General features: G+C 41.8%; 25 protein-coding genes. 8 read left to right on the top strand and 17 right to left on the bottom strand.

Features of this window, described 5'->3' with window-relative positions; all coding sequences use genetic code 11:
• Positions 1 to 2 precede the first annotated feature (2 nt).
• Complete coding sequence (locus tag IQ13_RS01805; RefSeq protein WP_144883913.1) at positions 3 to 1409, bottom strand: spore maturation protein; 1407 nt, start codon at positions 1407 to 1409, stop codon at positions 3 to 5.
• Positions 1410 to 1635: 226 nt separating this feature from the next.
• On the opposite strand from IQ13_RS01805, the gene ychF reads away from it, so the two are divergent.
• Complete coding sequence (ychF, locus tag IQ13_RS01800) at positions 1636 to 2736, top strand: redox-regulated ATPase YchF (protein WP_144883911.1); 1101 nt, start codon at positions 1636 to 1638, stop codon at positions 2734 to 2736.
• Between the two features lie 133 nt (positions 2737 to 2869).
• Here ychF and IQ13_RS01795 read toward each other — a convergent pair whose 3' ends face one another.
• Entirely contained in the window at positions 2870 to 3121 is a 252-nt protein-coding gene (locus tag IQ13_RS01795) for a type B 50S ribosomal protein L31 (protein WP_144883909.1), read from the bottom strand.
• 337 nt (positions 3122 to 3458) lie between these two features.
• Here IQ13_RS01795 and IQ13_RS21295 point away from each other — a divergent pair, with 337 nt between their 5' ends.
• Positions 3459 to 3599 carry a hypothetical protein gene (locus tag IQ13_RS21295; RefSeq protein ID WP_158637280.1) on the top strand — a complete coding sequence of 47 codons (141 nt, stop codon included), beginning with the start codon at positions 3459 to 3461 and terminating at the stop codon, positions 3597 to 3599.
• A 38-nt stretch (positions 3600 to 3637) separates the two neighbouring features.
• Here the strand turns inward: IQ13_RS21295 and IQ13_RS01790 are convergent, their stop codons facing one another.
• The 7 genes from IQ13_RS01790 to IQ13_RS01760 form a co-directional block, all read right to left on the bottom strand.
• Positions 3638 to 4129 carry a YajQ family cyclic di-GMP-binding protein gene (locus IQ13_RS01790; RefSeq protein WP_144883907.1) on the bottom strand — a complete coding sequence of 164 codons (492 nt, stop codon included), beginning with the start codon at positions 4127 to 4129 and terminating at the stop codon, positions 3638 to 3640.
• 146 nt (positions 4130 to 4275) lie between these two features.
• A complete protein-coding gene (locus IQ13_RS01785; protein WP_144883905.1) occupies positions 4276 to 6756 on the bottom strand; it encodes an outer membrane beta-barrel family protein in 2481 nt (826 codons plus the stop codon).
• Positions 6757 to 7047: 291 nt separating this feature from the next.
• Positions 7048 to 8337 carry a prolipoprotein diacylglyceryl transferase gene (locus tag IQ13_RS01780; protein WP_144883903.1) on the bottom strand — a complete coding sequence of 430 codons (1290 nt, stop codon included), beginning with the start codon at positions 8335 to 8337 and terminating at the stop codon, positions 7048 to 7050.
• Positions 8338 to 8418: 81 nt separating this feature from the next.
• A complete protein-coding gene (locus IQ13_RS01775; RefSeq protein ID WP_144883901.1) occupies positions 8419 to 9441 on the bottom strand; it encodes a Smr/MutS family protein in 1023 nt (340 codons plus the stop codon).
• Between the two features lie 98 nt (positions 9442 to 9539).
• Complete coding sequence (locus IQ13_RS01770) at positions 9540 to 10007, bottom strand: DoxX family protein (protein WP_144883899.1); 468 nt, start codon at positions 10005 to 10007, stop codon at positions 9540 to 9542.
• Positions 10008 to 10109: 102 nt separating this feature from the next.
• The gene (locus IQ13_RS01765; RefSeq protein ID WP_144883897.1) at positions 10110 to 10562 is read right to left on the bottom strand and encodes a methylglyoxal synthase; all 453 of its coding nucleotides are present in this window, start codon (positions 10560 to 10562) and stop codon (positions 10110 to 10112) included.
• 3 nt (positions 10563 to 10565) lie between these two features.
• A complete protein-coding gene (locus IQ13_RS01760; protein ID WP_144883895.1) occupies positions 10566 to 12254 on the bottom strand; it encodes an amino acid permease in 1689 nt (562 codons plus the stop codon).
• An 80-nt stretch (positions 12255 to 12334) separates the two neighbouring features.
• Between IQ13_RS01760 and IQ13_RS01755 the strand changes: the two genes are divergently transcribed.
• Positions 12335 to 12691, top strand: a complete 357-nt coding sequence (locus IQ13_RS01755; RefSeq protein WP_144883893.1) for a hypothetical protein — start codon at positions 12335 to 12337, stop codon at positions 12689 to 12691.
• On the opposite strand, the gene IQ13_RS01750 is transcribed toward IQ13_RS01755, so the two are convergent.
• From IQ13_RS01750 to IQ13_RS01725, 6 genes are all read right to left on the bottom strand, one after another.
• Positions 12688 to 13650, bottom strand: coding sequence for a polyprenyl synthetase family protein (locus IQ13_RS01750; RefSeq protein WP_144883891.1), 963 nt, complete (start codon positions 13648 to 13650; stop codon positions 12688 to 12690). The genes IQ13_RS01755 and IQ13_RS01750 overlap by 4 nt on opposite strands.
• 122 nt (positions 13651 to 13772) lie before the next feature.
• Positions 13773 to 15878: a ribonuclease R gene (gene rnr / locus IQ13_RS01745; protein WP_144883889.1), complete on the bottom strand. Its 2106-nt coding sequence runs from the start codon at positions 15876 to 15878 to the stop codon at positions 13773 to 13775.
• Between the two features lie 6 nt (positions 15879 to 15884).
• Entirely contained in the window at positions 15885 to 16961 is a 1077-nt protein-coding gene (lpxK, locus tag IQ13_RS01740) for a tetraacyldisaccharide 4'-kinase (RefSeq protein ID WP_144883887.1), read from the bottom strand.
• Positions 16948 to 17520 carry a 5-formyltetrahydrofolate cyclo-ligase gene (locus IQ13_RS01735; RefSeq protein ID WP_144883885.1) on the bottom strand — a complete coding sequence of 191 codons (573 nt, stop codon included), beginning with the start codon at positions 17518 to 17520 and terminating at the stop codon, positions 16948 to 16950. Before IQ13_RS01735 ends, lpxK begins: the two co-directional genes overlap by 14 nt.
• Positions 17517 to 18065, bottom strand: a complete 549-nt coding sequence (locus IQ13_RS01730; protein WP_144883883.1) for an RsmD family RNA methyltransferase — start codon at positions 18063 to 18065, stop codon at positions 17517 to 17519. The genes IQ13_RS01735 and IQ13_RS01730 overlap by 4 nt, the downstream gene beginning before the upstream one ends.
• A complete protein-coding gene (locus IQ13_RS01725) occupies positions 18053 to 18889 on the bottom strand; it encodes a DUF3822 family protein (RefSeq protein WP_144883881.1) in 837 nt (278 codons plus the stop codon). The genes IQ13_RS01730 and IQ13_RS01725 overlap by 13 nt, the downstream gene beginning before the upstream one ends.
• Positions 18890 to 19041: 152 nt before the next feature.
• Between IQ13_RS01725 and IQ13_RS01720 the strand changes: the two genes are divergently transcribed.
• The 5 genes from IQ13_RS01720 to IQ13_RS01700 all read left to right on the top strand — a co-directional run bounded on the left by IQ13_RS01720 (position 19042) and on the right by IQ13_RS01700 (position 22812).
• The gene (locus IQ13_RS01720) at positions 19042 to 20400 is read left to right on the top strand and encodes an MATE family efflux transporter (RefSeq protein ID WP_144883879.1); all 1359 of its coding nucleotides are present in this window, start codon (positions 19042 to 19044) and stop codon (positions 20398 to 20400) included.
• A gap of 103 nt (positions 20401 to 20503) precedes the next feature.
• Positions 20504 to 21226: a hypothetical protein gene (locus IQ13_RS01715; protein ID WP_144883877.1), complete on the top strand. Its 723-nt coding sequence runs from the start codon at positions 20504 to 20506 to the stop codon at positions 21224 to 21226.
• Positions 21216 to 21434: a hypothetical protein gene (locus IQ13_RS01710; RefSeq protein ID WP_144883875.1), complete on the top strand. Its 219-nt coding sequence runs from the start codon at positions 21216 to 21218 to the stop codon at positions 21432 to 21434. The genes IQ13_RS01715 and IQ13_RS01710 overlap by 11 nt, the downstream gene beginning before the upstream one ends.
• Before the next feature lie 531 nt (positions 21435 to 21965).
• The gene (locus IQ13_RS01705; RefSeq protein ID WP_144883873.1) at positions 21966 to 22364 is read left to right on the top strand and encodes a hypothetical protein; all 399 of its coding nucleotides are present in this window, start codon (positions 21966 to 21968) and stop codon (positions 22362 to 22364) included.
• A 31-nt stretch (positions 22365 to 22395) separates the two neighbouring features.
• Entirely contained in the window at positions 22396 to 22812 is a 417-nt protein-coding gene (locus IQ13_RS01700; RefSeq protein ID WP_144883871.1) for a hypothetical protein, read from the top strand.
• Here the strand turns inward: IQ13_RS01700 and IQ13_RS01695 are convergent.
• Positions 22809 to 23459 carry a protein-glutamine glutaminase family protein gene (locus tag IQ13_RS01695; RefSeq protein WP_144883869.1) on the bottom strand — a complete coding sequence of 217 codons (651 nt, stop codon included), beginning with the start codon at positions 23457 to 23459 and terminating at the stop codon, positions 22809 to 22811. The genes IQ13_RS01700 and IQ13_RS01695 overlap by 4 nt on opposite strands.
• 59 nt (positions 23460 to 23518) lie before the next feature.
• Positions 23519 to 24484 carry an energy transducer TonB gene (locus tag IQ13_RS01690; protein ID WP_144883867.1) on the bottom strand — a complete coding sequence of 322 codons (966 nt, stop codon included), beginning with the start codon at positions 24482 to 24484 and terminating at the stop codon, positions 23519 to 23521.
• Position 24485: the final 1 nt, after the last annotated feature.

Below are 24485 nucleotides of genomic sequence, written 5' to 3'. Positions count from 1 at the left end.
AGCTATAATGAACTTCCGAAAAACAAATACGCCAGTAAAATGGATGCAATAATTCCTACCAGATCGGCCAATAACATGGCTCCAACTGCGTAGCGTGTGTTTTTAATACCAACCGCACCAAAATAAACAGCAATAACATAAAACGTCGTATCGCTGGAACCTTGCAATACCGATGATAACCGTCCGGCAAATGAATCGGGACCAAATGTTTTCATGGTATCAATCATCATACCTCTTGCGCCACTTCCGCTCAATGGCTTAATCAACGCCGTTGGTAAGCCATCCACAAAACGAGTATCGGCCCCCATCCACATAAACAATTGCTTCATGCCGTTAATCACTACATCAAACGTACCACTGGTACGTAATAAGCTGATGGCGACAAGCATTCCTACCAGGTAGGGAATAATCCGTACAGCAGTTTCAAAACCTCCTTTTGCACCTTCAATAAACGCATCAAACACATTGATCTTTTTGTACAAGGCTCCAAGTACAATTGCCAGGAAAATAAACAAGATCAACCCATTGCTTAAAATACCTGAGAACGACTGCACACCATCTGCATTTAAACGAACAAGATATAACACCAATGCTGCAATGATGGCCGATATACCAAGCACCCACGCCAGTATCACCGGTTGCAACACATTGATTTTTTGTTTGAATGATACAATGAACATGGCCGCCATGGTTGCAGCAAACGTAGCTACCATGCAGGGAACAAAAATATCAGTAGGATTTGTTGCTTTCAAAGATGCCCTTGCAGCTATGATGGTCACCGGAATTAACGTTAAGCCCGATGCATGCAAACACAAAAACATCAATTGTGCATTACTGGCTGTTGCTTTGTTGGGGTTCAGTTCCTGCAGACTCTCCATGGCTTTAATACCAAACGGTGTGGCTGCATTATCAAGGTTGAGCAGGTTGGCACTAAAGTTCATCATCATATGCCCGAATGCAGGATGACCTTTGGGTATTTCGGGAAAGATGCGGGAGAAAAATGGCCCGATGATGCGTGACAACAAGTTTACACCACCGGCTTTCTCAGCAATGCTCATAAACCCCATAAACAAAGCCATGATGCCGATCAATCCAATACAAATGGTTACCGCATCCTTACAGGTTTCTATAACGCCGTTGGCACTTTGTACCCGCAAAGCAACAACAGCAGCGCCTTCTTTTTTATAAGTGATCTTATTTTCTGTAACTCTGGCTGCAGTATCTAAACCTTGTACAACAGATTGCGGAGCAGCAGTAATGGCCATGGTCTTTGCTACCACGGTATCGCCGTTTTTGCCAATCACCATCGAAGAAAACATTTGCTTTTCACCACTCGCCGGTAAAAACCTGATCAGGCCTACAACAATTGCTATCAGAATAAATGCACTCCAGATTCTGCTTAACGCCATAGAAGAATTTTAGATTTCGGATTGAAGATTGCAGATTTTTACGAAACAGCCAAAACCATCTTTTCACAGGTTTCGCTGCTAAGCTGTGAAGACTTATCTTTGCGCCTCGAAAAAAAGCAGATTAGAATTGTTGTGGTTGAAGTGTGCGACGCAAGGAACGATGAATAGTATTCATTGGCTGACAACAAAAATCTGACATCTAACTTCTAAAATCGTCAATCGAATCATGGGTTTAAAAGCAGGTATTGTGGGTTTACCAAACGTTGGAAAGTCAACGTTGTTCAACGCTGTAAGTAACAGCGCCAAAGCACAGGCAAGTAACTATCGTTTCTGTACCATTGAACCCAATGTGGGCTTGGTAGATGTGCCGGATAAACGATTGAATAAACTGGCAGAACTGGTTCAACCCGATCGTATTGTACCTACACAAATTGAAATTGTGGATATTGCCGGCCTGGTAAAAGGTGCCAGTAAAGGCGAAGGTTTGGGCAATAAGTTCCTTGCGAACATCCGTGAAGTGGATGCCATCATTCATGTAATCCGTTGTTTTGAAGATGAGAATGTATTGCGTGAAGAAGGTGCCATTAACCCCGTAGGCGATAAAGAAATTATTGATACCGAACTGCAGCTGAAAGATCTTGAAACAGTTGAAAAGAAAATTCAGCGTATTGAAAAGCAGGCCAAAGCCGGCGATGTAAAAGCAAAAACCGAACTGGAAGTATTGCTGAAATGCAAGAACCACCTGGAGCAAGGCAAGAGCATTCGTGGTTTGGATTTGAACAGTGCAGAACTGGACCTGATCCAGGATTCATTCTTCCTCACCGGTAAAAAAGTATTGTATGTTGCCAATGTTGATGAGGCAAGCATGCATACCGGCAATAAATATTCCCAAGCATTGAAGGATGCTGTGAAAGATGAAGATGCAGATGTCATTATCATGAACAATACCATTGAAGCACAGATCAGCGAAATGGAAGATCCGGATGATAAGGCTTTGTTCATGGATGAATATAAAATGACCGAGCCTGCGCTTGATCGTTTGATCCACAGCACCTATCACTTATTGGGTTTGCAAACGTATTTTACCGCAGGTGTGCAGGAAGTTCGTGCATGGACTTTTCACAAAGGCTGGAAAGCACCGCAATGTGCAGGTGTAATTCATACCGATTTTGAAAAAGGATTTATTAAAGCTGAGGTGATAGGTTACGACGATTATGTAACCTACAAAACCGAAGCTGCCGCACGTGATGCAGGTAAATTGCGCATTGAGGGGAAAGAATACCTGGTGAAGGACGGCGATGTGATGCACTTCCGCTTCAATGTATAATATTCGCTTGACTAAAATAACGAAAGGCCAGCTCAAATGAGCCGGCCTTTCGTTTAGTGAATGCATTTATGCAATAAAAAATCCCCCGTTTTGCGGGGGATATAAGTTATACCGAAAAGCCTGGCCAATTGGCTTAAGCTTTCTTTGCGTATTTCTTCTTGAACTTGTCGATACGACCAGCAGTATCTACCAATACATTCTGACCTGTAAAGAACGGGTGGCTGGTGTTAGAGATCTCCAACTTAATGAGGGGATACTCGTTACCATCTTCCCACTGAACTGTTTCCTTAGAAGGAGCAGTTGAACGGGTTAAAAAAGAATAACCGTTACTCATGTCCTTAAACACTACAAAACGGTAATTTGCGGGATGAAGCTCTTTTTTCATATATCTGGGAGTTTTCAGCACGGATTTGGCCGTGCATTTTTTTAAACGAAAGCGCAAAAGTAAGGGTTCTGTTAGTGAGCGCCAAATGAAATTTAAGAAAAACCTCCGCCACAGCTAAAACTTTATTTTTTGCAGCGTTAAACGCTTTTCCAATCCAAAAGTCAAACTTCTACGGTAAGTAAAAAGCCTTATTTTTGTGCACCGCATTGCCTGGCCACATAAAATCAATCGTTCGAATTACTTGAATTTGCTTGAAAAAGGAACTAACTGTTATTACTTTTAAAGCGTTCGAGACGTATTATCCAGTATCCTGATTATAAACATTAAAACTTACAGCATGTTTACACACCTACTGGTAATCGGATCAATGACGCTCTTATTTCTGTCGGTACAATGGCTTTCGCAACGCTCTAAGCAAGCCCAAAAAACTAAAACAACTGCTACCACATTCGATCAAAAACAGGAAGCAGCTGCTTAAGCATACTTCGCTCCAACCTTATATTTCAGCCTACATAATCAGGAACGCATATTCTCATATTGTAGAGGTATGCCCAGCTCCCAACCTTTTGAGGCCTGTATAACTTCCTGCAGATCATCGATTTTTTTACCTGTTACCCGCACAATATCGTCGTTAATAGAAGCCTGTACCTTTAAGCCACTATCCTTTATCAGTTTTACGATCTTTTTGGCGTCTTCCTGCTTCAAGCCGTTTCTTACCAATACTTCCTGCTTTACTAGTTTACCGCTTTGATAAGGTTCTTTGCTCTGATCAAACGCTTCAGGCGCTATACCCTGTTTATGAGCACGGTTGATGAGTACATCAATCAACTGGCGCATCTTCATTTCATCTTCCACTTCCAGTTTAATCTTAAACTCTTTTTTATCAAGGTCTATCTGCACATGACTTCCTTTAAAATCGAAGCGATTGGTAATTTCCTTGGTAGTAACGTTTACAGCATTGTCTAATGCCTGGGCATCAACTTTACTTACAATATCAAAAGATGGCATATAAAATTGTTTGAAATGAGAAGTACAAAATACAACGTGTTTGAATGCAAAAATAGCTATTGAAAAATAAAAGCTCTTCCGAAAAAAGGAAACCCCGGTAGAAACCGGGGTCGTCAATCAACATGAGAAAATATATAGGGAAAAACTTACTCGCTTCCTTTAACACGGTTTTGCTCATCGGCGGCAGCACTGCTTTTTCGACGGGTATTGCCATTTACTTTACCTTTTGCAATGCGGTACGTAAAGGTGATGGTTGCAACACGTGAATCACGATAGTTCTGGAACTGTGCATCGATGTTTCCGAACTTGCTTTCGCCTTTAATGCGCTGGCTCCAGAGCACATCACGCACATTTAAACGGATGGTACCTTTTGTTTTAAACACTGGTACACTTGCACCAAGGTTCATCATTCCAAATCCTCCAATGCGGAACACACCATCAACACCTGCAGTTCTGTAAAAACCACTTACCTCTGTAGTTAAGCCTTTTTTGAATTTATATGCTAACGAACCATTGAACATTGCCGTGGTGGCACCCATTGTTACCTGTGTATTGTTGACTATACCATTGAACTCGTTGTTGAACACATTAGCATAGATATTACCGCTGAATCCTTTGAATTGTTTGAAAGCACTTACTGCAATACCAAACTGGCGCTGATTGGCAATGTTTGCCTGTTTAATGTAAGATTCATTATTAGCCTCGTTCTGCTCCAATACCTGTTGAATGATATTGTTTGTCTTTGTATAATTCAATGTTGTTGTTAAGAAATTATTGAATGTATGTGATAACTCGATGTTATGACTGAACTGCGGACGTAAGTTGGGATTACCCTGCTCGTACGTATAACGATCGAGGAATTCAACAAACGGATTCAGGTTTTCATAATCCGGACGACGGATACGACGGCCGTAGTTCGCTGTAAAACTGTTTTTTTCATTGACAGTGTACTGCAAAAATACGGTTGGGAAAAGCTGGGTATAGTTTAAGGTAAACGTAGAATCGAACCGCATAAATTTGTTATACGTATTGCTGTATGCCAGCCCCTTTGAGTTCCCTTTTGCTGTTGTATTTTCCAAACGTAAACCAACCTGCACACTAAACTTTTTACTGAATTCTTTGCTGTAGTTGACATAAGCAGCATTGATGTTCTCTGTATAAACAAAGTGATTACTGCGTGCAGAATCAAGAATCATTGATCCGTTTCTTAAAGTGTCGTACACTGCATTGTTATCTGTTCGTACAAAACTTGTTTTAAGACCTGCTTCAAATTTTGCTCCTTTCTTTAACGGATGCAGATAATCTGTTTTTGCGCTGTAGATGCTGATCAATTGCGGAAGATTACCCAACAGGTTATCCGGTGTAATGGTAGGTGTACCCGTTGCATCAAAATAACGGTTCATCAGGTTTTGCGTATTGGCTGCATTGTAGTGTAAGTAGTCAACATCTGCCGTCAATTCCTTACCGGTTGAATCGAACTGGTGACGGAAGTTGATGTTTGAACCAAAATGGCGCCAGTTACTTCTGCTTTTTGAATAACCATTGGCTTTATTCATTAAAGTACCATCGGGTGCAGCAATATCAATATCACTGTTATTGGTAAACATACCCAGGTTGTAAAAACCATTTACAGTAGCTCCAATAGTTGTTTTCTTCGATAAATACACATCTGCACCAACCTTTCCATTGTTACCGATATTCAGGTTACGCATCAGCGACTCCTGCTCAAATAACGACTTTACTTCTTTACTGCTTTGTTCAATAAACTTTCGCTGAATTGAGAGCAGCTGAAAAGAGTTGCGTTCGTTACGGCTTACCGTACCAAAAAGATTTACTTTATTCTTACGATAATTGAAATTGATGTTCTGATTATTAGAAGCATAAACACCTTGCGAATAACCGGCGGTGGCTAAAATATTATAGCCCATCTGCTTAGTCTTTTTTGTTTTGATGTTGATGATACCGCTGTTACCTGCTGCATCGTATTTTGCAGGTGGGTTTGTCATGATCTCAATTTGATCCAATTGAGTTCCCTGTAAGTTGCGGAGGTAGTTTGCAAGATCTGCACCCGATAAATAAGCCGGCTTACCATCAATAAACACCTGTACACCCGCTTTGCCTTTAAGGCTGATGTTACCGTCTTTATCTACAGAAACACCGGGCGACTTTTCCAGAATTTCCAATGCATTTGCACCGGCATTTGATGGACTGGCTTCAACATTTACCAGCATTTTATCAGGCTTCTGTTCGAACAATGGTTTGCGGGCAGTAACTGTTACTTCCTGTAAACCTTTTGCCTGTGGTGTTAAGCTGAATGCGGGTACTGAAAGCTCGGCTCCCTCTTTTACATCTACCACATTGCTGTACATTTTTTGGTAACCTACAGCAGTAACGCCGAGCAAATAGCTGCCGTTTTTCACCGCTTCGAAAAGGTAGCCACCACTTTTATCGGTAATGGCTGCCTTTACCAGCGAACTGTCTTTCGAACGTAAAAGAGAAACGGTGATACCTGAAAATGGCTTTTGGCTTTCGTCCTTAACCTCTCCTTTTAAGCGTGAGCTGGACTGTGCAAAGCCGGAATAGGTAAAGGTTAGAACGGCCGCCGTTAAAGCGAGTAACTTTTTCATGATGATGATAGGTTTGATGATTCGGTTTATAATAATAAGGCTCAACAGTTAACAGTACCTGTTGTTTTAAATTACATGTCAAAAGTAGGTTCTATGTTTTGCATAGTACATTGTTTTATGGCTAACGGTGTTTTAACCTGATGTTCGGTAAATAATTACATTGATGTGACGGATTGCCCTCCAAGATGTTACAATGGATGCACTATTTAAGTAGGAACGGAAATTATTAGAGATGGCCGGAAACAACAAAGGCTTCCTTTCGGAAGCCTTTGTTGTTAAAAACCGTTTAATTTATTTTGATTCAGCCGCTTTTTTCTTAGACACAAAATAGAGTGCAATTCCAAGTATTACCAAGCCAAGCGAAATCAACTCGGCCTGTGTAGGCTGAAAAGGAAGAGATTCGTATTTTGTATTCACCCTGATCTTTTCTACGAAAAAGCGCTCCCCCCCATTCAACACCAGGTATAGGCTAAACAAGCCACCCGCCAGTTTAATACGACTGCGGTAGTACAGCAACACCCCGAACAACAGTAAACAAGCAACCGTTTCATAAAATGGTGTTGGAAACACCGGCAACGGCAAATAACTGCAGTGATTATCGTCCGGACAATCGGCCAGCTTATTCCCAATGCTGTTTACATTATGCGGATAAGTATAAGCCACCATCCATGTAGGTAAAAATGAAGGAGCTTTAAATGTTGCATAAGGTACATTCTCCGGCTTCATACCACGACCAAACTCCTGCTGCAGGTAAACGGTATTGCTATTTACTGCCTGCTGAAATTCGCCGGCATTGGCCAAACGAACAGCCCCGGTTGAATCGGATACATATGCGGCATTGGGTACACCCCAGTCGCCATCGCCGGCTACCTGACACCCGATACGACCCAGCGCATAAGCCAGCATTAACGTTGGCCCCATGGCATCGGCCAAATGGCGGATAGACATCCCTTTTCGCTTAGCGTAAACAATGATGGCTATCGCTGCACAAATGAGACCTCCGTAAAAAGTTAAGCCGCTGAAAGAAACCAAGGAACCAATCGGGTCTGCAACAAACTCATCCCAATTTTCGAGATTATGAAAAATTTTAGCGCCTGCAAATCCAAAAATGGCGGCCATTACAGTAATATCGCCTACACGTTCGTGCGGCCAGATACGTACTTTTCGCTCTTCGGGTTTAGCAGCCTTCTGTTTATTTTTTTCATACCACTTTAAGCCTGCAAATAAAAGTGCCAGGAAAATACCGGCGCCCCAACTACCCTGCGATGAAAAGATGTACGCCTGCGGATCTACACCCGAACCGGCGGCCATAAACGCACCAATTATTTTGTAACCCATTACAAAGCCCAGCAACGCATTGGTGAGTAACTCACCGGCAGTTGCAGGTTTGCCAAATACACGCTTTTCTTCAAAAGGCTGTAAGTACCCTTGCTTTTCTTTACGCTGCAGTCCTTTGGTTAAAACGATGGCAGCGATAATAAATGCAAGTGCAACAAAAAAACCAAATGAGTTTAAGAATCTGGCCCACTCCCACTCTACGCCCAACACATCTTTAAAGAAATAATACAGATTAGGATACATGCTGTTTATTTGAGTTGCAATGATACTTGAAAATTTCGGATTGCACTTGTTAAGACGCTCCTGCCCCGATTTACCGCTGTTTTAATACTGAAAGTAAATTTCAGTGGCACCATAGCCATACAAAGGATGATACTGGTTTACAAACGATTTCACCTCCCGTTTTAAACGAAGGATATCATGTATCTCATCACGCAACCTGCCTTCACCTACACCATGAATTACGATGAGCGTTGGCTGCATATGCAATACTGCCAGCTCGTAATACTTTTCAAACTCCCGTAACTGGGCTGTAAGTATTTCAAAATTGCTGAGGTGTTTCCAGTCGTTCACAATCTTTTCAATATGCAGATCCACCACTGTACGGGCCGGAGGAATGTGCTGCCTTGCTTTACCGGCATCATACACCTTAAATCCGGCATTGGAGAGTTTACTCAAGTCTACCTTATCCTTTACTACAGCATCCGGATAGTTTTCCATTAACAAATAACTGAAGCTTGCTTCCTGTTTCTGCAGCATTTCTTCAATACGTTGAAACAATTGTTTGGCCTTTAATTTCAACGATGCTTCGAAGTACTCTGCCTTACCTTTTACAGGTTGTGAAAGACTAAACTCAAAATCGAAACGGGGGGCATCATTCAACTGCTCAAAGGGTACATCATGAACATAAAAATCGCTGTACGGAAGCAATTCGTTTTTAAGATTGAACTCACTTTCACCAGTAAAACGCAAATGATAATTAAAGGTATAAGCTGTGTTGCTGTTGTTTACAAGATAAATGCGGAAATACTCCACCACATCATCGTCGAAAATATCTTTATCAAAAACAGGCAAAAACGCAATCCATATCCCTTCCCCTACATTGTATCCTTTGATGCTGTTTGTTTTTTCTTTCTTCACATCATCCACATATTTCTTTTGTTTGGGAGGTGCCGCTTTCTTTTCGGTAAAGCGTTTGTAATATGGAAAGTCTACCTGGTCGGTGTACACAGGAAACTGCACACCATCCACATCAACCATCACCATTTTCTTATTAATAATATCAACCACTTCGCCTTCTTCGTTCGAATGGAGCAGGAGTACTTTATCGCCAATCTGAAATTTCATATACTTCGAATAAAGTGCAAAAATAACCCCGGCTAACACATCCTGTTCAAACAAGTTGAAAGAATAAATTGCCGGGGAAATCATACCACACTGGAACCTCAACCCCACTTATGTTTATGAGGCCGCTCATCAGGATGCGTCCTCATCCATTCGTCGATACTGATCTTACCGCTGCCTTCTACAACAAAAAACACCAGCAATATCAGTAACAGAACAGAAAACCACAGTTCGGAGTGTGGCTGCAATATTCCACCCGATATATTCACAAAAATGATTGCTCCGAGCAAAATAGGTATTTGAACAAGACAGGCTAAACGGGTAAGTAAACCAAAGGCAACCAATAAGCCGCCTACGAGATGTGCGAAAACAACATAATGTGCTAACAAGCCGGCAGACAAAGAACCGAGAAACTGGCTGTTGGCAATCAGTTCGGTAAGTGGTTCCATGTTGTTAATGAATTGCACTCCTTTTACGGTGAGAATAACACCAAGAATAATTCTTATGAAATCGATCCATGTTGGATGGTGGGCATCGCCCCACTTTTCCATGCGTTGTACAAAATTCATAATGGCAATATTTAGATGTGAAAGAAGCTATGTAAAAGTTACAATGCTTTTTCCGCTTTTGCAAGTGAAGTTGTACACCGGGAAAAGAAACCAGATGTTCCTTTATTTGATTTTACGCTTGAGGTATTGACTGTAATCTTCCAACTGTACCGTATACTCATCAAGTATTAACGGAGATGTAAAAATAAAATCTGCTGTGGCACGATCGCAGGCAGTAGGAATATTCCAGGTTACGGCTAAACGCAGCAATGCCTTTACATCGGGATCGTGTGGTTGAGCTTCCATCGGATCCCAAAAGAAAATAAGAATATCAATTTTACCTTCTGCAATCAATGCACCTATTTGCTGATCGCCACCTAATGGTCCGCTCAGAAACTTATTAACGGGTCTGTCAAGTTTATCTTCAAGCAGTTTACCGGTTGTACCGGTTGCAAACAATTCGTGTTTCGATAAAGCAGTACGATTAAAATATGCCCAATCGATTAAATCTGTTTTCTTATGATCGTGCGCCACCAACGCAATGCGTTTGCGGACTTTCATTTTTCTTGTTGACATAAACTAACCTTGTTCGTTTGCTAATTTACTTTTACGGTAACCATAAAAGAAGTAAATAACTAAGCCAATTCCCATCCACACAAAAAACCATAACCAGCTGTTTACCGGAATTTCAATCATCAGGTACAAACAACTCAATGCACCCAATACCGGAATAAGCGAATATTTACGGATGAATGTTAACGCAGCAATAACTACTGCAATAATGATAAAGATGAGGAACAATACTTCCTGGTGGTTTTCGTGAAACAGGTTGGTAACAGATGCTGCAACACGCTCACGAAACAGGAAAACAAATGCAGCAACAAGAATCGGTAAAATAAACTGGCCGTTTATGTACGGCAATTTGAATTTGCCCTGAGTACCTGCAGCCTGCAGTTTTGGTAACAACAGCACACCTAAACAAACCAGTACAAAAGCGAACAAGGTACCAATGCTGGTCAAGTCTGTCATGATCGATGATGGTAAAAACATGGCCGGTATACCAACAAGGAAACCTGTGATGATAGTTGCAAAAGCGGGAGTTTTATACTTGGGATGAACTTTTGAAAAACGCTTGGGCAATAAACCATCACGGCTCATCGTCATCCATATACGTGGCTGACCCAGTTGAAACACCAGTAATACACTTGTTGTTGCAACCACCGCACTAATGCTGATGATATAACCAATCCACTTCAATCCAAGTTTATCGAACACATACGCTAAAGGATCGTCTACTTTCAGTTCGCTGTAGTTTACCATACCGGTTAAAACCAATGCAATGAGTATGTACAGAATGGTGCAGATCACCAAGGCATTGATCATTCCTTTTGGCAAATCACGCTGCGGATCTTTACACTCTTCTGCAGTGGTACTAATGGCATCGAAACCGATGTAGGCATAAAACACCGCACTTACACCTTGCAGTACGCCTGTAAATCCATTTGGCATAAACGGATTCCAGTTATCGGTGTTTACATAAAAAAAGCCCATGATAATCACGAAAATGATTACAGCAATTTTAAAGATCACCATGGCATTGGCGCTTTTTTTACTTTCCTTCATACCAATGTATGCCAGTGCAGTAATAAAAGCAACGATGAGAAACGCAGGCAGGTTGAGAAACAATTTACTGCTGCCTAACACCGGTGCTGCATTGTAGCCATCGATGATGGATTGCATGTCAGTTGTCATGGCAACTCCCTTTGCCAGTTCTGCTTTAACCGCTGCAACCGCTTCGTTAGCTGTGGTAAGATTGGTAGTTAACCAGTACGGTAAATGAATATTTAAACCCTGTAACAGGTTATTAAAGTAACTGCTCCAGCTAATTGCCACCACAATATTACCAATGGCATATTCAAGAATCAACGCCCAACCAATGATCCACGCAACCAGCTCACCAAAACTTACATACGCATACGTATAAGCACTACCACTTACCGGCACACGGCTTGCAAACTCTGCATAACATAAAGCTGAGAAACCACAGGTAATGGCTGTGATTACAAATAATAATGAAACACCTGGTCCGCCATGAAATGCAGCCGAACCGATCGTAGAAAAGATACCGGCTCCGATTACCGCCGCAATACCCAGGAATGTAAGATCACGCACATTTAACACCCTATGCAAACCTGTTCCGCCATGTACTTCATCTCCCCCTTCTGCTACAATTGTATTGATCTTCTTTTTGCGGAATAAACGACTCATAAGAATTTAGTTTGAGGTGTTCAAAATAGGGAAAAAACAAATAAGTGCAACGTTCCTCTTTTATAGCTGGTCAAACAAATATGCGATTAACAATTTTATCCTCTTGTATTTGCCTGCTCATTGGATGTACAAAACTCCTTCCAGAAAATACACAATTACGGATTTTCAATAACAGCAATATCATTTTCGATTCTGTTCTTGTAAACAGCCCCGGTGGCAAACACCAGTATCATCAAATTGCACCTGGCTCGTCCTCAGATTATAAAAAGTACAGGTTTATTTACAACTACGCCTACCTGGAAGTGTATTTCAACAACCAAATGCTGAAGCTGCAACCCATCGATTATGTGGGAGAAGAAAAATTAAGATCCGGCAATTACAGCTATCGCATAACTGTTAATGCCGGATCTCTTTCGTTACAGTGTGTAAAAGATTAGTATTCTCGCTGTACCAAAAACTGTGCAAGCTGTTGCAACGGTTCTTTTCGTTTACTCAGCACGGCTATATCTTCTAAATGCTGCATGGCTTTTTCGAAGTATTGATTTTTGAGTTGCATCGCCCATTCATCAACTCCTGCCGATTTAAAAATGGCCAACACCTGTTCTACTTTATCGGCCGGGTTTGTTTGCATCAGTTCTTTCAGCTGTTGCTGTTGTGCAGCCGATGCTGTTTCCAGTGCATGAATCATTAAAAAGGTTTTCTTGTTGGCTCTAATATCACCCCCCACCTGTTTGCCAAACTTAGCCGGATCGCCAAAACAATCGAGGTAATCGTCCTGCACCTGGAACGCAATACCGAGGTTACGGCCAAACTCATACACATGTTCGGTATTACCCACACTTGCACCGCCGATCATTGCACCGAGCTTTAAACTGGCTGCCAGCAGTACCGATGTTTTTAATTCGATCATGCGTACATATTCAGCAAGACTCACCGTTTCCCTTTTTTCAAAATCCATATCCATCTGCTGCCCTTCCGAAACTTCCAATGCTGTTTTATTGAATAAGGCAAGAATCGGTTTTACATCGCCTTCCACTCTGCCGAGATAATCGTACGACATGGTCAATGTTACATCGCCGGCAAGTATGGCTGTGTTTACCCCATGTATCGCATGTACAGTTTGTTTACCACGACGCAGCGGCGCTTCATCCATTATATCATCATGGATCAACGAAAAATTATGAAACAATTCAATGGCTGTTGCTACCTGCCAGGCATCGGGTTTAATTTCATCAAACAATTCGTTGCCCATTAACACAGCAACAGGACGAACTCGTTTGCCGCCGATGCTGAGGATATGTTGCGCCGCATCGTACAACGACGCCGGCTCTGTTGGGAATATGCGCTTGTTAAAATGCTCTTCAAATTGTTTTAATAATTGCTCGAACGACTGCATAAAATTTGATGTATGATTTCTGATGTCTGATTGATGATTTACGAACAGCACACAAGATAGCTAAGCATAATGAGGATGTTGATTTCAAAACAAATCAGAAATCATACATCCTAAATCAGCCATCACTTCTTTCCCCTCTTTTTCTTCGAATGTTGAAACTTCGTTGGCTGCAATACTTTCTTTTCGGTTGAATCGATATGCCCCAGCACCAACTCGTAATCGAGCTGACGTTTTTCCAGATTGGCTGCCACTACTTTGATCGTCACTTTATCACCCATCCGGAATGTTCGTCCACTGCGTTTACCCACTAAGCAATAGTCTTCTTCCACATGGCGGAAATCGTCAAAATCGCTTAATGAAAACAAACTAACAAGTCCCTCGCATTTATGTTCAACCGTTTCTACCCAAAAACCGAACGAAGCTACACCACTCACCACACCGTCAAACTCTTCGCCAAGGAACTGGCTCATGTACTCCACCTGTTTGTATTTGTTGGCAGCCCGTTCGCTTTCCATAGCCGAACGTTCACGTTCACTGCAATGCTTGCATTTCGCTTCCATTTTTTTATCGATCTGCGGTTCTTTATCCAGACATTGCTGCAATACACGATGCACCAACACATCGGGATAACGACGGATGGGTGAAGTGAAATGACAATAATGTTCAAAGCCTAAACCATAGTGACCGATATTTTCTGCCGTATAAACAGCTTTCGCCATCGTACGGATGCCCAGCGCTTCCAATACATGCTGCTCCGGTTTACCGTGTGCATCTTTCAGCATCTGGTTAAACGATTCGGCAATGCGTTGCGGCGATGATATATCGAATGTATGACCGTACTTTTTGGCAAACACCATAAACGGACCAAGCTTTGCTTCATCGGGCGTATCGTGTACACGATACGGGAATGGCACCGGCTTGTCTTTCACCGTAATCTTACCAATAAACTCCGCTACATGTTTATTCGCCAGCAACATAAACTCTTCAATCAGCTGATGCGCTTCTTTGCTTTCTTTAATGGTAATACCAATTGGTTTCCGATTTTCATCCAACACAAAACGTACTTCCTGCGAAGAGAAATTGATCGCCCCTTTTTTGAAACGCTCTTTCCGCATCTTTTGCGCAAGTGTTTTGAGCAGCAGAATTTCTTCGCCGTACAAACCTTCACCGGCTTCAATTATTTCCTGCACCTGCTCGTAGGTAAAGCGATGATCGGAATGAATCACTGTTCTTCCGAGCCACACTTCTTTGATTTCTCCCTTGCCTGTTATTTTAAACACAGCAGAAAACGTGTACTTATCTTCCTTTGGACGAAGCGAACACAATTCATTCGAAATACGCTCAGGCAACATCGGCAATACTCGATCGGGCAGATACACCGATGTAGCTCTTGCATACGCTTCATCATCCAATGCAGTCCCCGGCTCCACGTAATGGCTCACATCAGCAATGTGTACACCTATTTCGTACATCCCATTTTCCAGTTTCTGAATGGAAAGGGCATCATCAAAATCTTTTGCATCCACCGGATCAATTGTAAATGTGAGGATATCACGGAAATCTCTGCGCTTCTTTGCTTCTGCAGCACTCACACCGTCCGGAAAACGTTCGGCCTGTTCCATTACTTCATCATCAAAGCTGAGATTGAAACCTGCCGAAAGTAAGATCTGCTTCATGGCAATATCATTCTCGGCTTCCTGTTTCACCAGTTCCAGCACTTCGCCTTCGGGTGCACGTTTGGCCTTATCCCACGCCGTTAGTTTCACTACTACCTTATCACCGTTTGTTGCACCGTTAAGTTTATCGGTTGGAATAAACAGATCGGGCATGGGCCTGTCTGTTTCCGGAATAAAAAAACTGTAATTCTTCTGAATGCTGATGCGGCCGATGAACTGTGTTTGCTTCCGTTCAATAATGCGCACAATTTCACCTTCCATTCTTCCTCCTCCGCCACCGCTTTTGGTAATCTGTACTTCCACAGTATCGCCATGCAGTGCCGTATTAAAATGTTGCGGACGAACAATGATGTCCCGTTCCATATCTGTAACGGTTACATAGCCCATACCACTCCTGGTAATTTCAATTACACCACGATGATTGGCACCGGGATGTTTGTGCCTGCCACCTGCAACTTTACCTGCAGCGGTTTTCGTACCCTGTTTATGTTTTGCCGAGGAACCTTTCGCTCCTTTCTGCTTTTGATCTTTGTTAATTTTCTTTTTCTTCATATTGTTTTATTTACGGGAGAATTGCTGAATAAAAGCAATCACTGTTTTCTTCAACGCTTCTTCCCTGTTAAACAAGATACGATGACGAATGGGTAAAACGAACAACGGAAGATCTTCCAGTTCTTCTTTGAACTTTACCAACCGCACTGCATCTTTTTCGGTGGTGATGATAATTTTTGCTGCATGATCCATTTTACTGAACCGCTTGCGGATCTCTTTCAAATCATCGATACTGAAAATATGATGATCGCTGAAACTGATTTTCTCGTACGTGTACGAATTGGCCAGGATATGCTTTGTTAATGGCTCCGTATTGGCAATACCGGTTACCAGCAACACTTCGAGCTGTTTGTGCAAATGATAATCCTGCTGCGGATGCAGAATATGATACGGCACACCATATTCGATTGTTGAAAAGAATATCTGCTGATGCAGCAATGGTTTGATCTCTGCTTCAATTTCGTTACGCTCCGCTTCGGTTAATGTTGCCGGGCATTTGGTCACCACAATTACTTCGGCACGTTTGTAACTGCTGCGCTCATCCCGTAAGTCACCGGTAGGCAAAAAGAAATCACGGGTAAACAGATTGTTGTAATCCGTGAGCAAAATATTCAAACCTGCTTTGATGGCTCTGTGCTGAAAACCATCATCCAGGATGATAGCTTGCGTATCGGGCCGGTCGTGCAGCAATTGCGGTATCGCTTCAATCCGTTCTTCACCAACAGCAACGGTTACATCGGGAAACTTCAAATGAAACTGCATGGGCTCATCACCAATTTCCAATGCAGTTGTGTTTTCGTTTGCCAAGGCATACCCTTTTGTTTTGCGTTTGTATCCACGGCTCAGGGTTGCCATTTTTACTTCGTCTTTCAGCAAACGCAACAAATATTCTACCATGGGCGATTTACCGGTACCACCCACACTTAAATTGCCCACGCAAATAATGGGCATGTTTACTGTTGTTGATTTCAACAGCTGTTTATCGTACAACCTGTTACGTACCCACACAGCAACGCCGTACAGCAACGCAAACGGCAACAGTAAAAAACGTACAGACTGGAATGTGAGATTAGCCAAATTCATACACACGTTGCGGAGTAACGCAATAGTTTAAAGGTATATCAAATTGTGCACGGTCGCTGATGCGTGGTATGGGCTCAAAATAACTTAATCCCACCTTCAACACATCGGGTCTGCATTTGGCGAGGAATTTATCGTAAAAGCCTTTACCATAACCAACACGGTAACCGTCTTCATCAAAGGCCAACAACGGAACAAACACTAAGTCGATCAGTTGTTCATCTACCAGGTTACCATTCACCGGTTCGTGAATGCCCCATTCATTTTTCATCACATCTACCAACTCATCGTATTCAATATGCAGCAGTTCGCTGGTTGTATGATCCATGCGGGGGATAACGATCTTCAGCTCCGGGTTGCGGAACTCGAGGTAATGCAGTAAATGATCGGTTTCAATTTCACGCTGCTCTTTCATGGCAAGATACGTGTGTACATAAAACAGATCGGGTAATTGCAGTTGCTGAAAATGGATAAGGATCAGATCATCAAACCTGTTACGATCTCCCACGGTGAGGCTTAACCGCATTTCTTTAAAAACTTTTCTTGCCTCTTTTTTCGTCATTCGTCTTTGGGTTTGTTTACGAAGATAGAGAAGATGGTGGTGCCGTAGTTCCGCTCTGTACGGAAAAACGGAAACTGTGTATAGCTGTTGCGTGGCGTATGTTCCAATACAAACCAGCCACCTTCGTTTAATAAACCATGCTTGAAAATTTCTTTCGGTAACTCATCGATGGTGCCTAACGCATACGGCGGACCTGCAAAAATGAAATCGAATTTTTCGTTACACTGCTCAATGTATTTGAACACATCCATCTTTACCAGCTTTAACGGAATGCCCAGCTTAGCTGCCGTTTGCTTAATAAAGGCACTCATGTTTACATCTTTCTCTACTATGGTTTGATCAGTTGCGCCACGGCTTGCCAGCTCGTAACTGATGCTGCCCGTGCCACCAAAAAGATCGAGTGTTTTCAACTCTTCAATATCGAGATTGTTTTCGATGATGTTGAACAAACCACCTTTTGCCAAATCGGTTGTTGGCCTTGTGTAAGGCATTTTGGCCGGTGGCTGAAAGGTTCTTCCGCCGAATTTTCCACTTATGATACGCATACTAAAACCTGGTCGAGTGAAGCTGATAAATGTACCGGATGATCTTCTTTTGCAGGAAAGCTATACACGAGTTCCTCTTTCAACTGCAAATTGAGAATATAATTATACAACACATCGTACAAAGCTGAATGCTGATTGATATAACCCTGCAACAGCACCGTGGTCTCTTCCTGGCTTAACTGCAATTGCTCCATCGCATGCAGAATATAATACAGCACATCTTCCGGTGTTTGATAGCTGTACGATTGCAGCAGCAACCAATTACCGCCACGCTCTGCTGTCAGCTGCACTTCGCTGAAGCGGATGGTAACAGTTATTCTCGGTTCGGCTGATGCTTTTTGCGTAAGCAGTAACGATTGCAGATGCCACCACTCAGCTTTCGGAAAACGTTTATTCAACAAGGCTGCTGCCGTTGCATCGATACTGTAATGATTAACGAGGCTCTGCTGTAACACAATATCTTTTGCCAGCACCGTGTTGTACAACGGGCCGTTCATTAACTCCAGCAACGATTCTTTTGCCGCATCGCTGTTTAAACTTGCAGGCACCAAGGCATTGGTGGCGGCATATTGCACCAGCAATACTTTTTTATAGTTGGTATGTACCCACGTGTGTTTCGCTGCAATGGCCGCTACTTTCTCTTCCAGTTCATGCACCGCAGTTTCGTACACAATCCATGCATGAACTTCTTTTTGTGTTGGCTGAAACGAAACAAAACCAACAAACCCGTTCCCCACCTGCACCAACAGGTAAGCCGATGCGGTATCAACCGTTTCGGGATTGTTGCTGCCAAGCTCTACTGTTGGATGTAATACTGTACTCATACTTCAATTGCTGCAATAATACGATAATCGGGTGAATAGCATCTCGGAAGGCACTGATTGGATAGATGACCACTGATTTTTCGATCTGCGAAGATCCGGCTTTATCCGTGTCATCCGTGTCTCTATCTTATCTTCGCCAAAAATAACGCTGCTTGGAAACTGCTTTACCGAAGAACGATTTAAAACTGGAGATCAACAACCGGCAAATCTTATCAATGTCGCTGCCCATCAGCCTTTCGCTGCTGGTACCCTTCCTCAATTTTACTGCCAATAATTATTTCGTAAGCGGATTGGGCGAAGCGGCATTGGGAACAGCGGGTATTACCGGCGTGTATTTTTTGGTGGTGGCAGTTGTGGGTAATGGGCTCAACAATGCCATTCAATCGCTGATTGCAAGACGTGCAGGCGAAAACCGGTTGGAAGAAATCGGCAAACTCTTTTCGCAGGGCGTGCGCATTGCGTTGATTTTTGCAGCCATCGGCATTGCACTTACCTACCTGCTGGCGCCGGTTATTTTCAACAACGTGTTGCAATCGCAAAATGTAGACAAGAGTGCGGTTAATTTTTTAAAGATTCGTGTATGGGGGCTGCCCTTCCTCTACCTGTTCCAGATGGGGAATGCATTTTTGGTGGGTACGAATAACAGTCGCTACCTCATGATCGGCACTTTGTTTGAAGCCGGTGCCAATATCTTTTTCGATTATGGTTTTATCTACGGTCATTTCGGGTTACCTGAGCTGGGCTTTAACGGTGCAGCCGTGGCATCGGTACTGGCCGAAGCCATTGGTGTGGTAGTGGTGTTTGGTTTTATTTTACTGAAAGGTTTGCATGCACGCTTTCATTTGTTCAGTTATTTACGCTACAGCAAAGAGTTAACCAGGCTCATCCTGCGTATTTCGGCACCATTGATCGGACAGTTTTCCATCAGCCTCATCAGCTGGCTGGTGTTTTATATTTTAATTGAACATCACGGCGAACGGGCTTTGGCGGTATCGAATGTAATGCGGAATATTTTTTCGCTGTCGGGTGTGTTCATCTGGGCATTTGCATCCACCACCAATGCCATGGTGAGTAATATCATCGGGCAAGGAAGAAGCCACGATGTACACAAGCTGATTTACCGTATTATGAAGCTGAGCTTTACATCAGCCCTGTGTATGTTCATCCTGTTCAATGTATTTGCACATGAGCTGCTGTCGGTGTTTCGTTTATCGAACGAATTTGTTGCAGCGGCCGTACCGGTATTGCGGATGGTAACAACGGGTATGTTGCTGATGTCGATTTCCGTAGTATGGCTGAATGCTGTTACAGGTACCGGTAATACCAAAATGAATCTCATTATTGAAGCGGTGACCATTGTGGCTTATCTCGTTTATATTGTCCTTGTACTGGAAGTGTACAAACTCAACCTCATCTGGGCATGGGCTTCGGAACTCATTTACTGGAGCGTCATTTTTGTAATGGCCTTTAATTATTTGAAGAGTGATAAGTGGAAGGGGAAAGTAATATAGCGAAGAACATACTTAGTTAAGTTTCCTTTGATGATCAATAGCTTTTAAACTAAGAAGGTGCGTATATTTAAGTGTTGACAGCAATTTAAGACAACACCTGACTATGATACATAAAGCATACTTTTCAGACACAACAAAACTTATAAACCTTCCTGAAACCGGAATGGGATATCAAGTAATTGATGCAGCTCTATATGGACGTTCAATCAAAAAACGCTACTTAGTTTATAATGCTGAATTGATATTAGATTTTGACGATTCATTTGCAAATTCCAAAAAACTGGCCTTTTCAAAGTCTTTCAGTTCTGTATTAAATGAAGCGCAATTTTTGCCCTTAGAAACAAGTTCAATTGACATTGTTAAAAAGAGCCAGTTAATTGACACTGTTAGAAACTTATCATTACAATTCAAAATGATGAGTGAAAGCACAAAAAAGGACAAACGTAGGCACTCTGGTGGTAAAGGAGCGACAGACAGTCCTAAAGAAAATGCCAATGGTTCGGAAATATTTGTACGACTTTCTGCTTTTGAAAATGACAAGAGAGTTGACTTCGAAAAGAAAAGATTAAAAGACGGCACATTTACGACAACGCAAATTGACTATCTACACTGTGTAATGTACAAAGATGACCCTGTAGATAGATATGCTTTGCCAAACGATGATGAAATTAAATGGGCATTTTATGTGCAACCAAAAAGTGTAGACATTTTACAAAGGGGTATTGTTCAACCAGCATTTGGACACGAAGGAGGAGGCATTGAAGCATATTTTGAAAAAGGCACCTCAGAAAAAACATACTTTGATAAAAGAGTTTATGAAAAATAAAGTAAGAATTAATTTACCGAAAAAGTTTTCGAACTTACTTGAAAACTTGCCAGAGCAAGGTATGGGCTACCAAATTGTTGACATTGTTTTAAAAAACGGAAAGTCTCTAACAAAAAAGATTGTTTTAAACTCAAGTATATTAGAATTGGAAAAAAGTGAGGAAATTAAAGCGAAAGAGATTGATACAATTAAGCTTCACTCCAAATAAACTGATGGCAACATTTTTTTATTAGCTGGTGGAGACACCAACCATTAAGAAAGAGAAAAAATATAATGATTGCATCATCTGAAACGATCTTATGGATGGGATATATTCCCATGATAGTATTAGCAACTATGGCTTTTTCGAAAAAGCTAAGAAATGACAGATTAATCGTCGTTATTCTAGCCTTATCGATATGCTATGCTTTATTCGGATCGTTTATAAAAACGAAAGATGCAAATCCCTATCCCCCCTTTGTATTGGCGACTTCGTTTATCTATGCTTCAACCTACGCAATACTAAGATACATTTACAAAATAATCTACAAACGAGAACCAACCTATAACAGATCTTCTTGGTACGACTATGAAGAAAAAAGAAGGCAAAACGTAATGGATGTTTTAGTTCATCTATTACCACTGCTACTTTCTGTTCTATTCCCATTATTTTTCTGAATAAATAACTACGCCATTGTTGATAGCCAACCATTCGATAGCTATTCATTCAACAGTAACTCACCATTCAAAAAACAAACCCATGCAACTACACCGTAAACTACAACCCAAAACAATTTTCCTTATCGATGGTATGGGCGCACTGGTATCGGCTATTCTGCTGGGGTTGGTGCTAACCAGGTTAGAATCCTTTTTCGGCTTGCCCAAAAATGTATTGTATGTTTTGTCGGGTATTGCTGTGCTGCTTGCTGTTTACTCCCTCGCCCATTCGATTATGCAAACGTATGACCCGTCTGTACGATTAAAGCTGGTTGCCATTGCCAATCTGTTCTATTGTGTGCTAACCATTGTATTGCTGATTGCTTTTTATCAGCAAATGACTGTGTACGATTTGCTCTATTTTGGTGGTGAGTTGCTCATTATTCTGTCGCTTGCTTTTTTTGAACTGAAAGCTGCTGCAGTCAGCCACAAGAAGAAATAAATTATCTTACAGCACAATCGTCCAACAAAAAATGAAATTAAACCTTAGCATCTGGTCGAAATTATTCATTGCTGTTTTCTGTTTCGGTATTGCCATTGTTGGCTTTATGCTGAAGCTTCCTGCCGTGTTCAGGGGAATGGATAAAGAAATGCATGCGGCGTTTTACTTCCTGGCAGCTGCGTTTCTAAACATCCTCTTCGCCAAACGCAATCTCATCATTCATGCGTGCATCTTTGGTTTCCTGTACCTGTTTGGTTATGGCATAGAACTGGCGCAGGAATACTCCAACAAATTCTTTCACAAACGAATTCATGGCCGTTTCGATCCGGAAGATGTTGCCTCGAATTTACAGGGACTACTTTATTTTTCTGCTGTTTGGATTGTGGTGGTTGCACTCAGTTTGCTGTTTAGGAAAACATCAGCTGCAACGGAAGTAGAAGTGAGCTAAACATTTATTGCTGTTAACAGCGGTTTGTTGTGCTGCAACATTGCAAAACGTTTGGCCGTATTGCGGATGCGTTGTTTATTAAAACACAATTGTGCTCTTCCTTTTGCAGAAACCCCGTTAATACCTGCCAGCCCCTGCAGCATCCATTTGCTGTTTTGCTTATCACGCAAATGCCAGTTATCTTTTTTAATTTTTCCTGAACGGAAAATAAAATAGTCGGCCGATTTAATGAAATGATAACTATGCGGATAAGCCGTTACTTCGGCAGCCCAGTTATACATTGTTTGCAGGGCAGTGCCAACAGATGGATCGATGACATAAAAAACCGTCTCCGCTCCTTCCTTTACCGGCAACACGGCAGCTACATGATAGTTCCATAACTGTTTCAAGCCGCCAATATGTTTGCGCAAAAAATATCCACCGAACACCCATGCTTTGTAATGCGGAACCTGCCAGGCTTCGAGCAAACGGCAAACAGCATCAGCTCTTGCTTCGCAGTTATTGTGTACATCGTGCCATTTAAACAACGCACAACCGGCGAAAAAAGTAAACAGCTCCTCTGCCGCTTGTTTCGTTAGCACGTTGTCTGCAACAACATCATCCGTAAGCCGGTAATCGAAAAGCGTTGGTACTAATTGCACATCCATTGCGGTAAAGATAACGTATCAACGTAGAGGTTTAAAGATTACTCCGAGGGCAGCATTGATCATTCTGCTGTATTACGAAACGTAATAGTCTGAGTCATTAAATGATCTATTTTTTCACCTCTTATTGTTGCCGGCTTCCAGCCATAAGATTCTTTTATAATCCGTAATGCTTCTTTCGCAAGTGCCGGATGTATTTCCTTTTTATTGATTACCTCGGCTTCACCTACAATACCATTTGCTGTTACAACAAACAAGACTTGTGCTGATTGCTGGGCTATTTTTTCGCCTTTTGGTATTTTAACATACTTGCTCACTAAATCAGCATTTATATTTTTTTGAACATATCTGCTCCACTCTGCTTCACCTTCCGATTTAAAAAATGGAATTTTATAATGAGATGAAAACTGAAACTCAGCAACAGGCAATGGCAGTAGCTGAAATACAGCATCTGACACTGTTGTTTTAACTACCCGGAATGCGGTTTCGGTATAAATGAATTGCTCACTTTCAATAATACATTTCAAATAAACCGATTTGGTTTGTTGTAAAAATTGCGTAAACGAAATATCATCATCAGGTCTGCTGTATTTCGGATCCTGAAATAGTAAGGGATCGTAATAGTAGGTAACGATCATACTTTTAGTTCGCACAGTAAACGATTTGCAGTTATAGCCGGCAATATTTACAATTTTATCCGATTGTACAATCTCGGGGGTTTCATTCTTTAAAGAAGGTAAATTGTAAAAAATTGTATCAATACCCTTGAAACTAAAAAATGTTTTGCTGGAATCAGTCCGGTTAATTTCAAGCAGTTTCGAACTTTCTCTTCTGGTATTACCTTGTTTGATGTGTACCTTCATGGTAGTACCCGCTGCCAGCAAACGGCGAACACTTTCATCACTGATGGAACTGTTTTTCGATTTTACCTCTAATTGAAAATCAATTACTCCTTCAAATGATTTTTCCTGAGCTGACAGATTTGTATTTAAACAAATCAATAATACGAATGCAAAAAAAATGCGCATG

Origin of the sequence: Lacibacter cauensis (genome assembly GCF_007830055.1) — a bacterium.
Taxonomy (GTDB): Bacteria; Bacteroidota; Bacteroidia; order Chitinophagales; family Chitinophagaceae; genus Lacibacter; species Lacibacter cauensis.
This window is presented reverse-complemented; position numbering and strand designations above follow the sequence as displayed.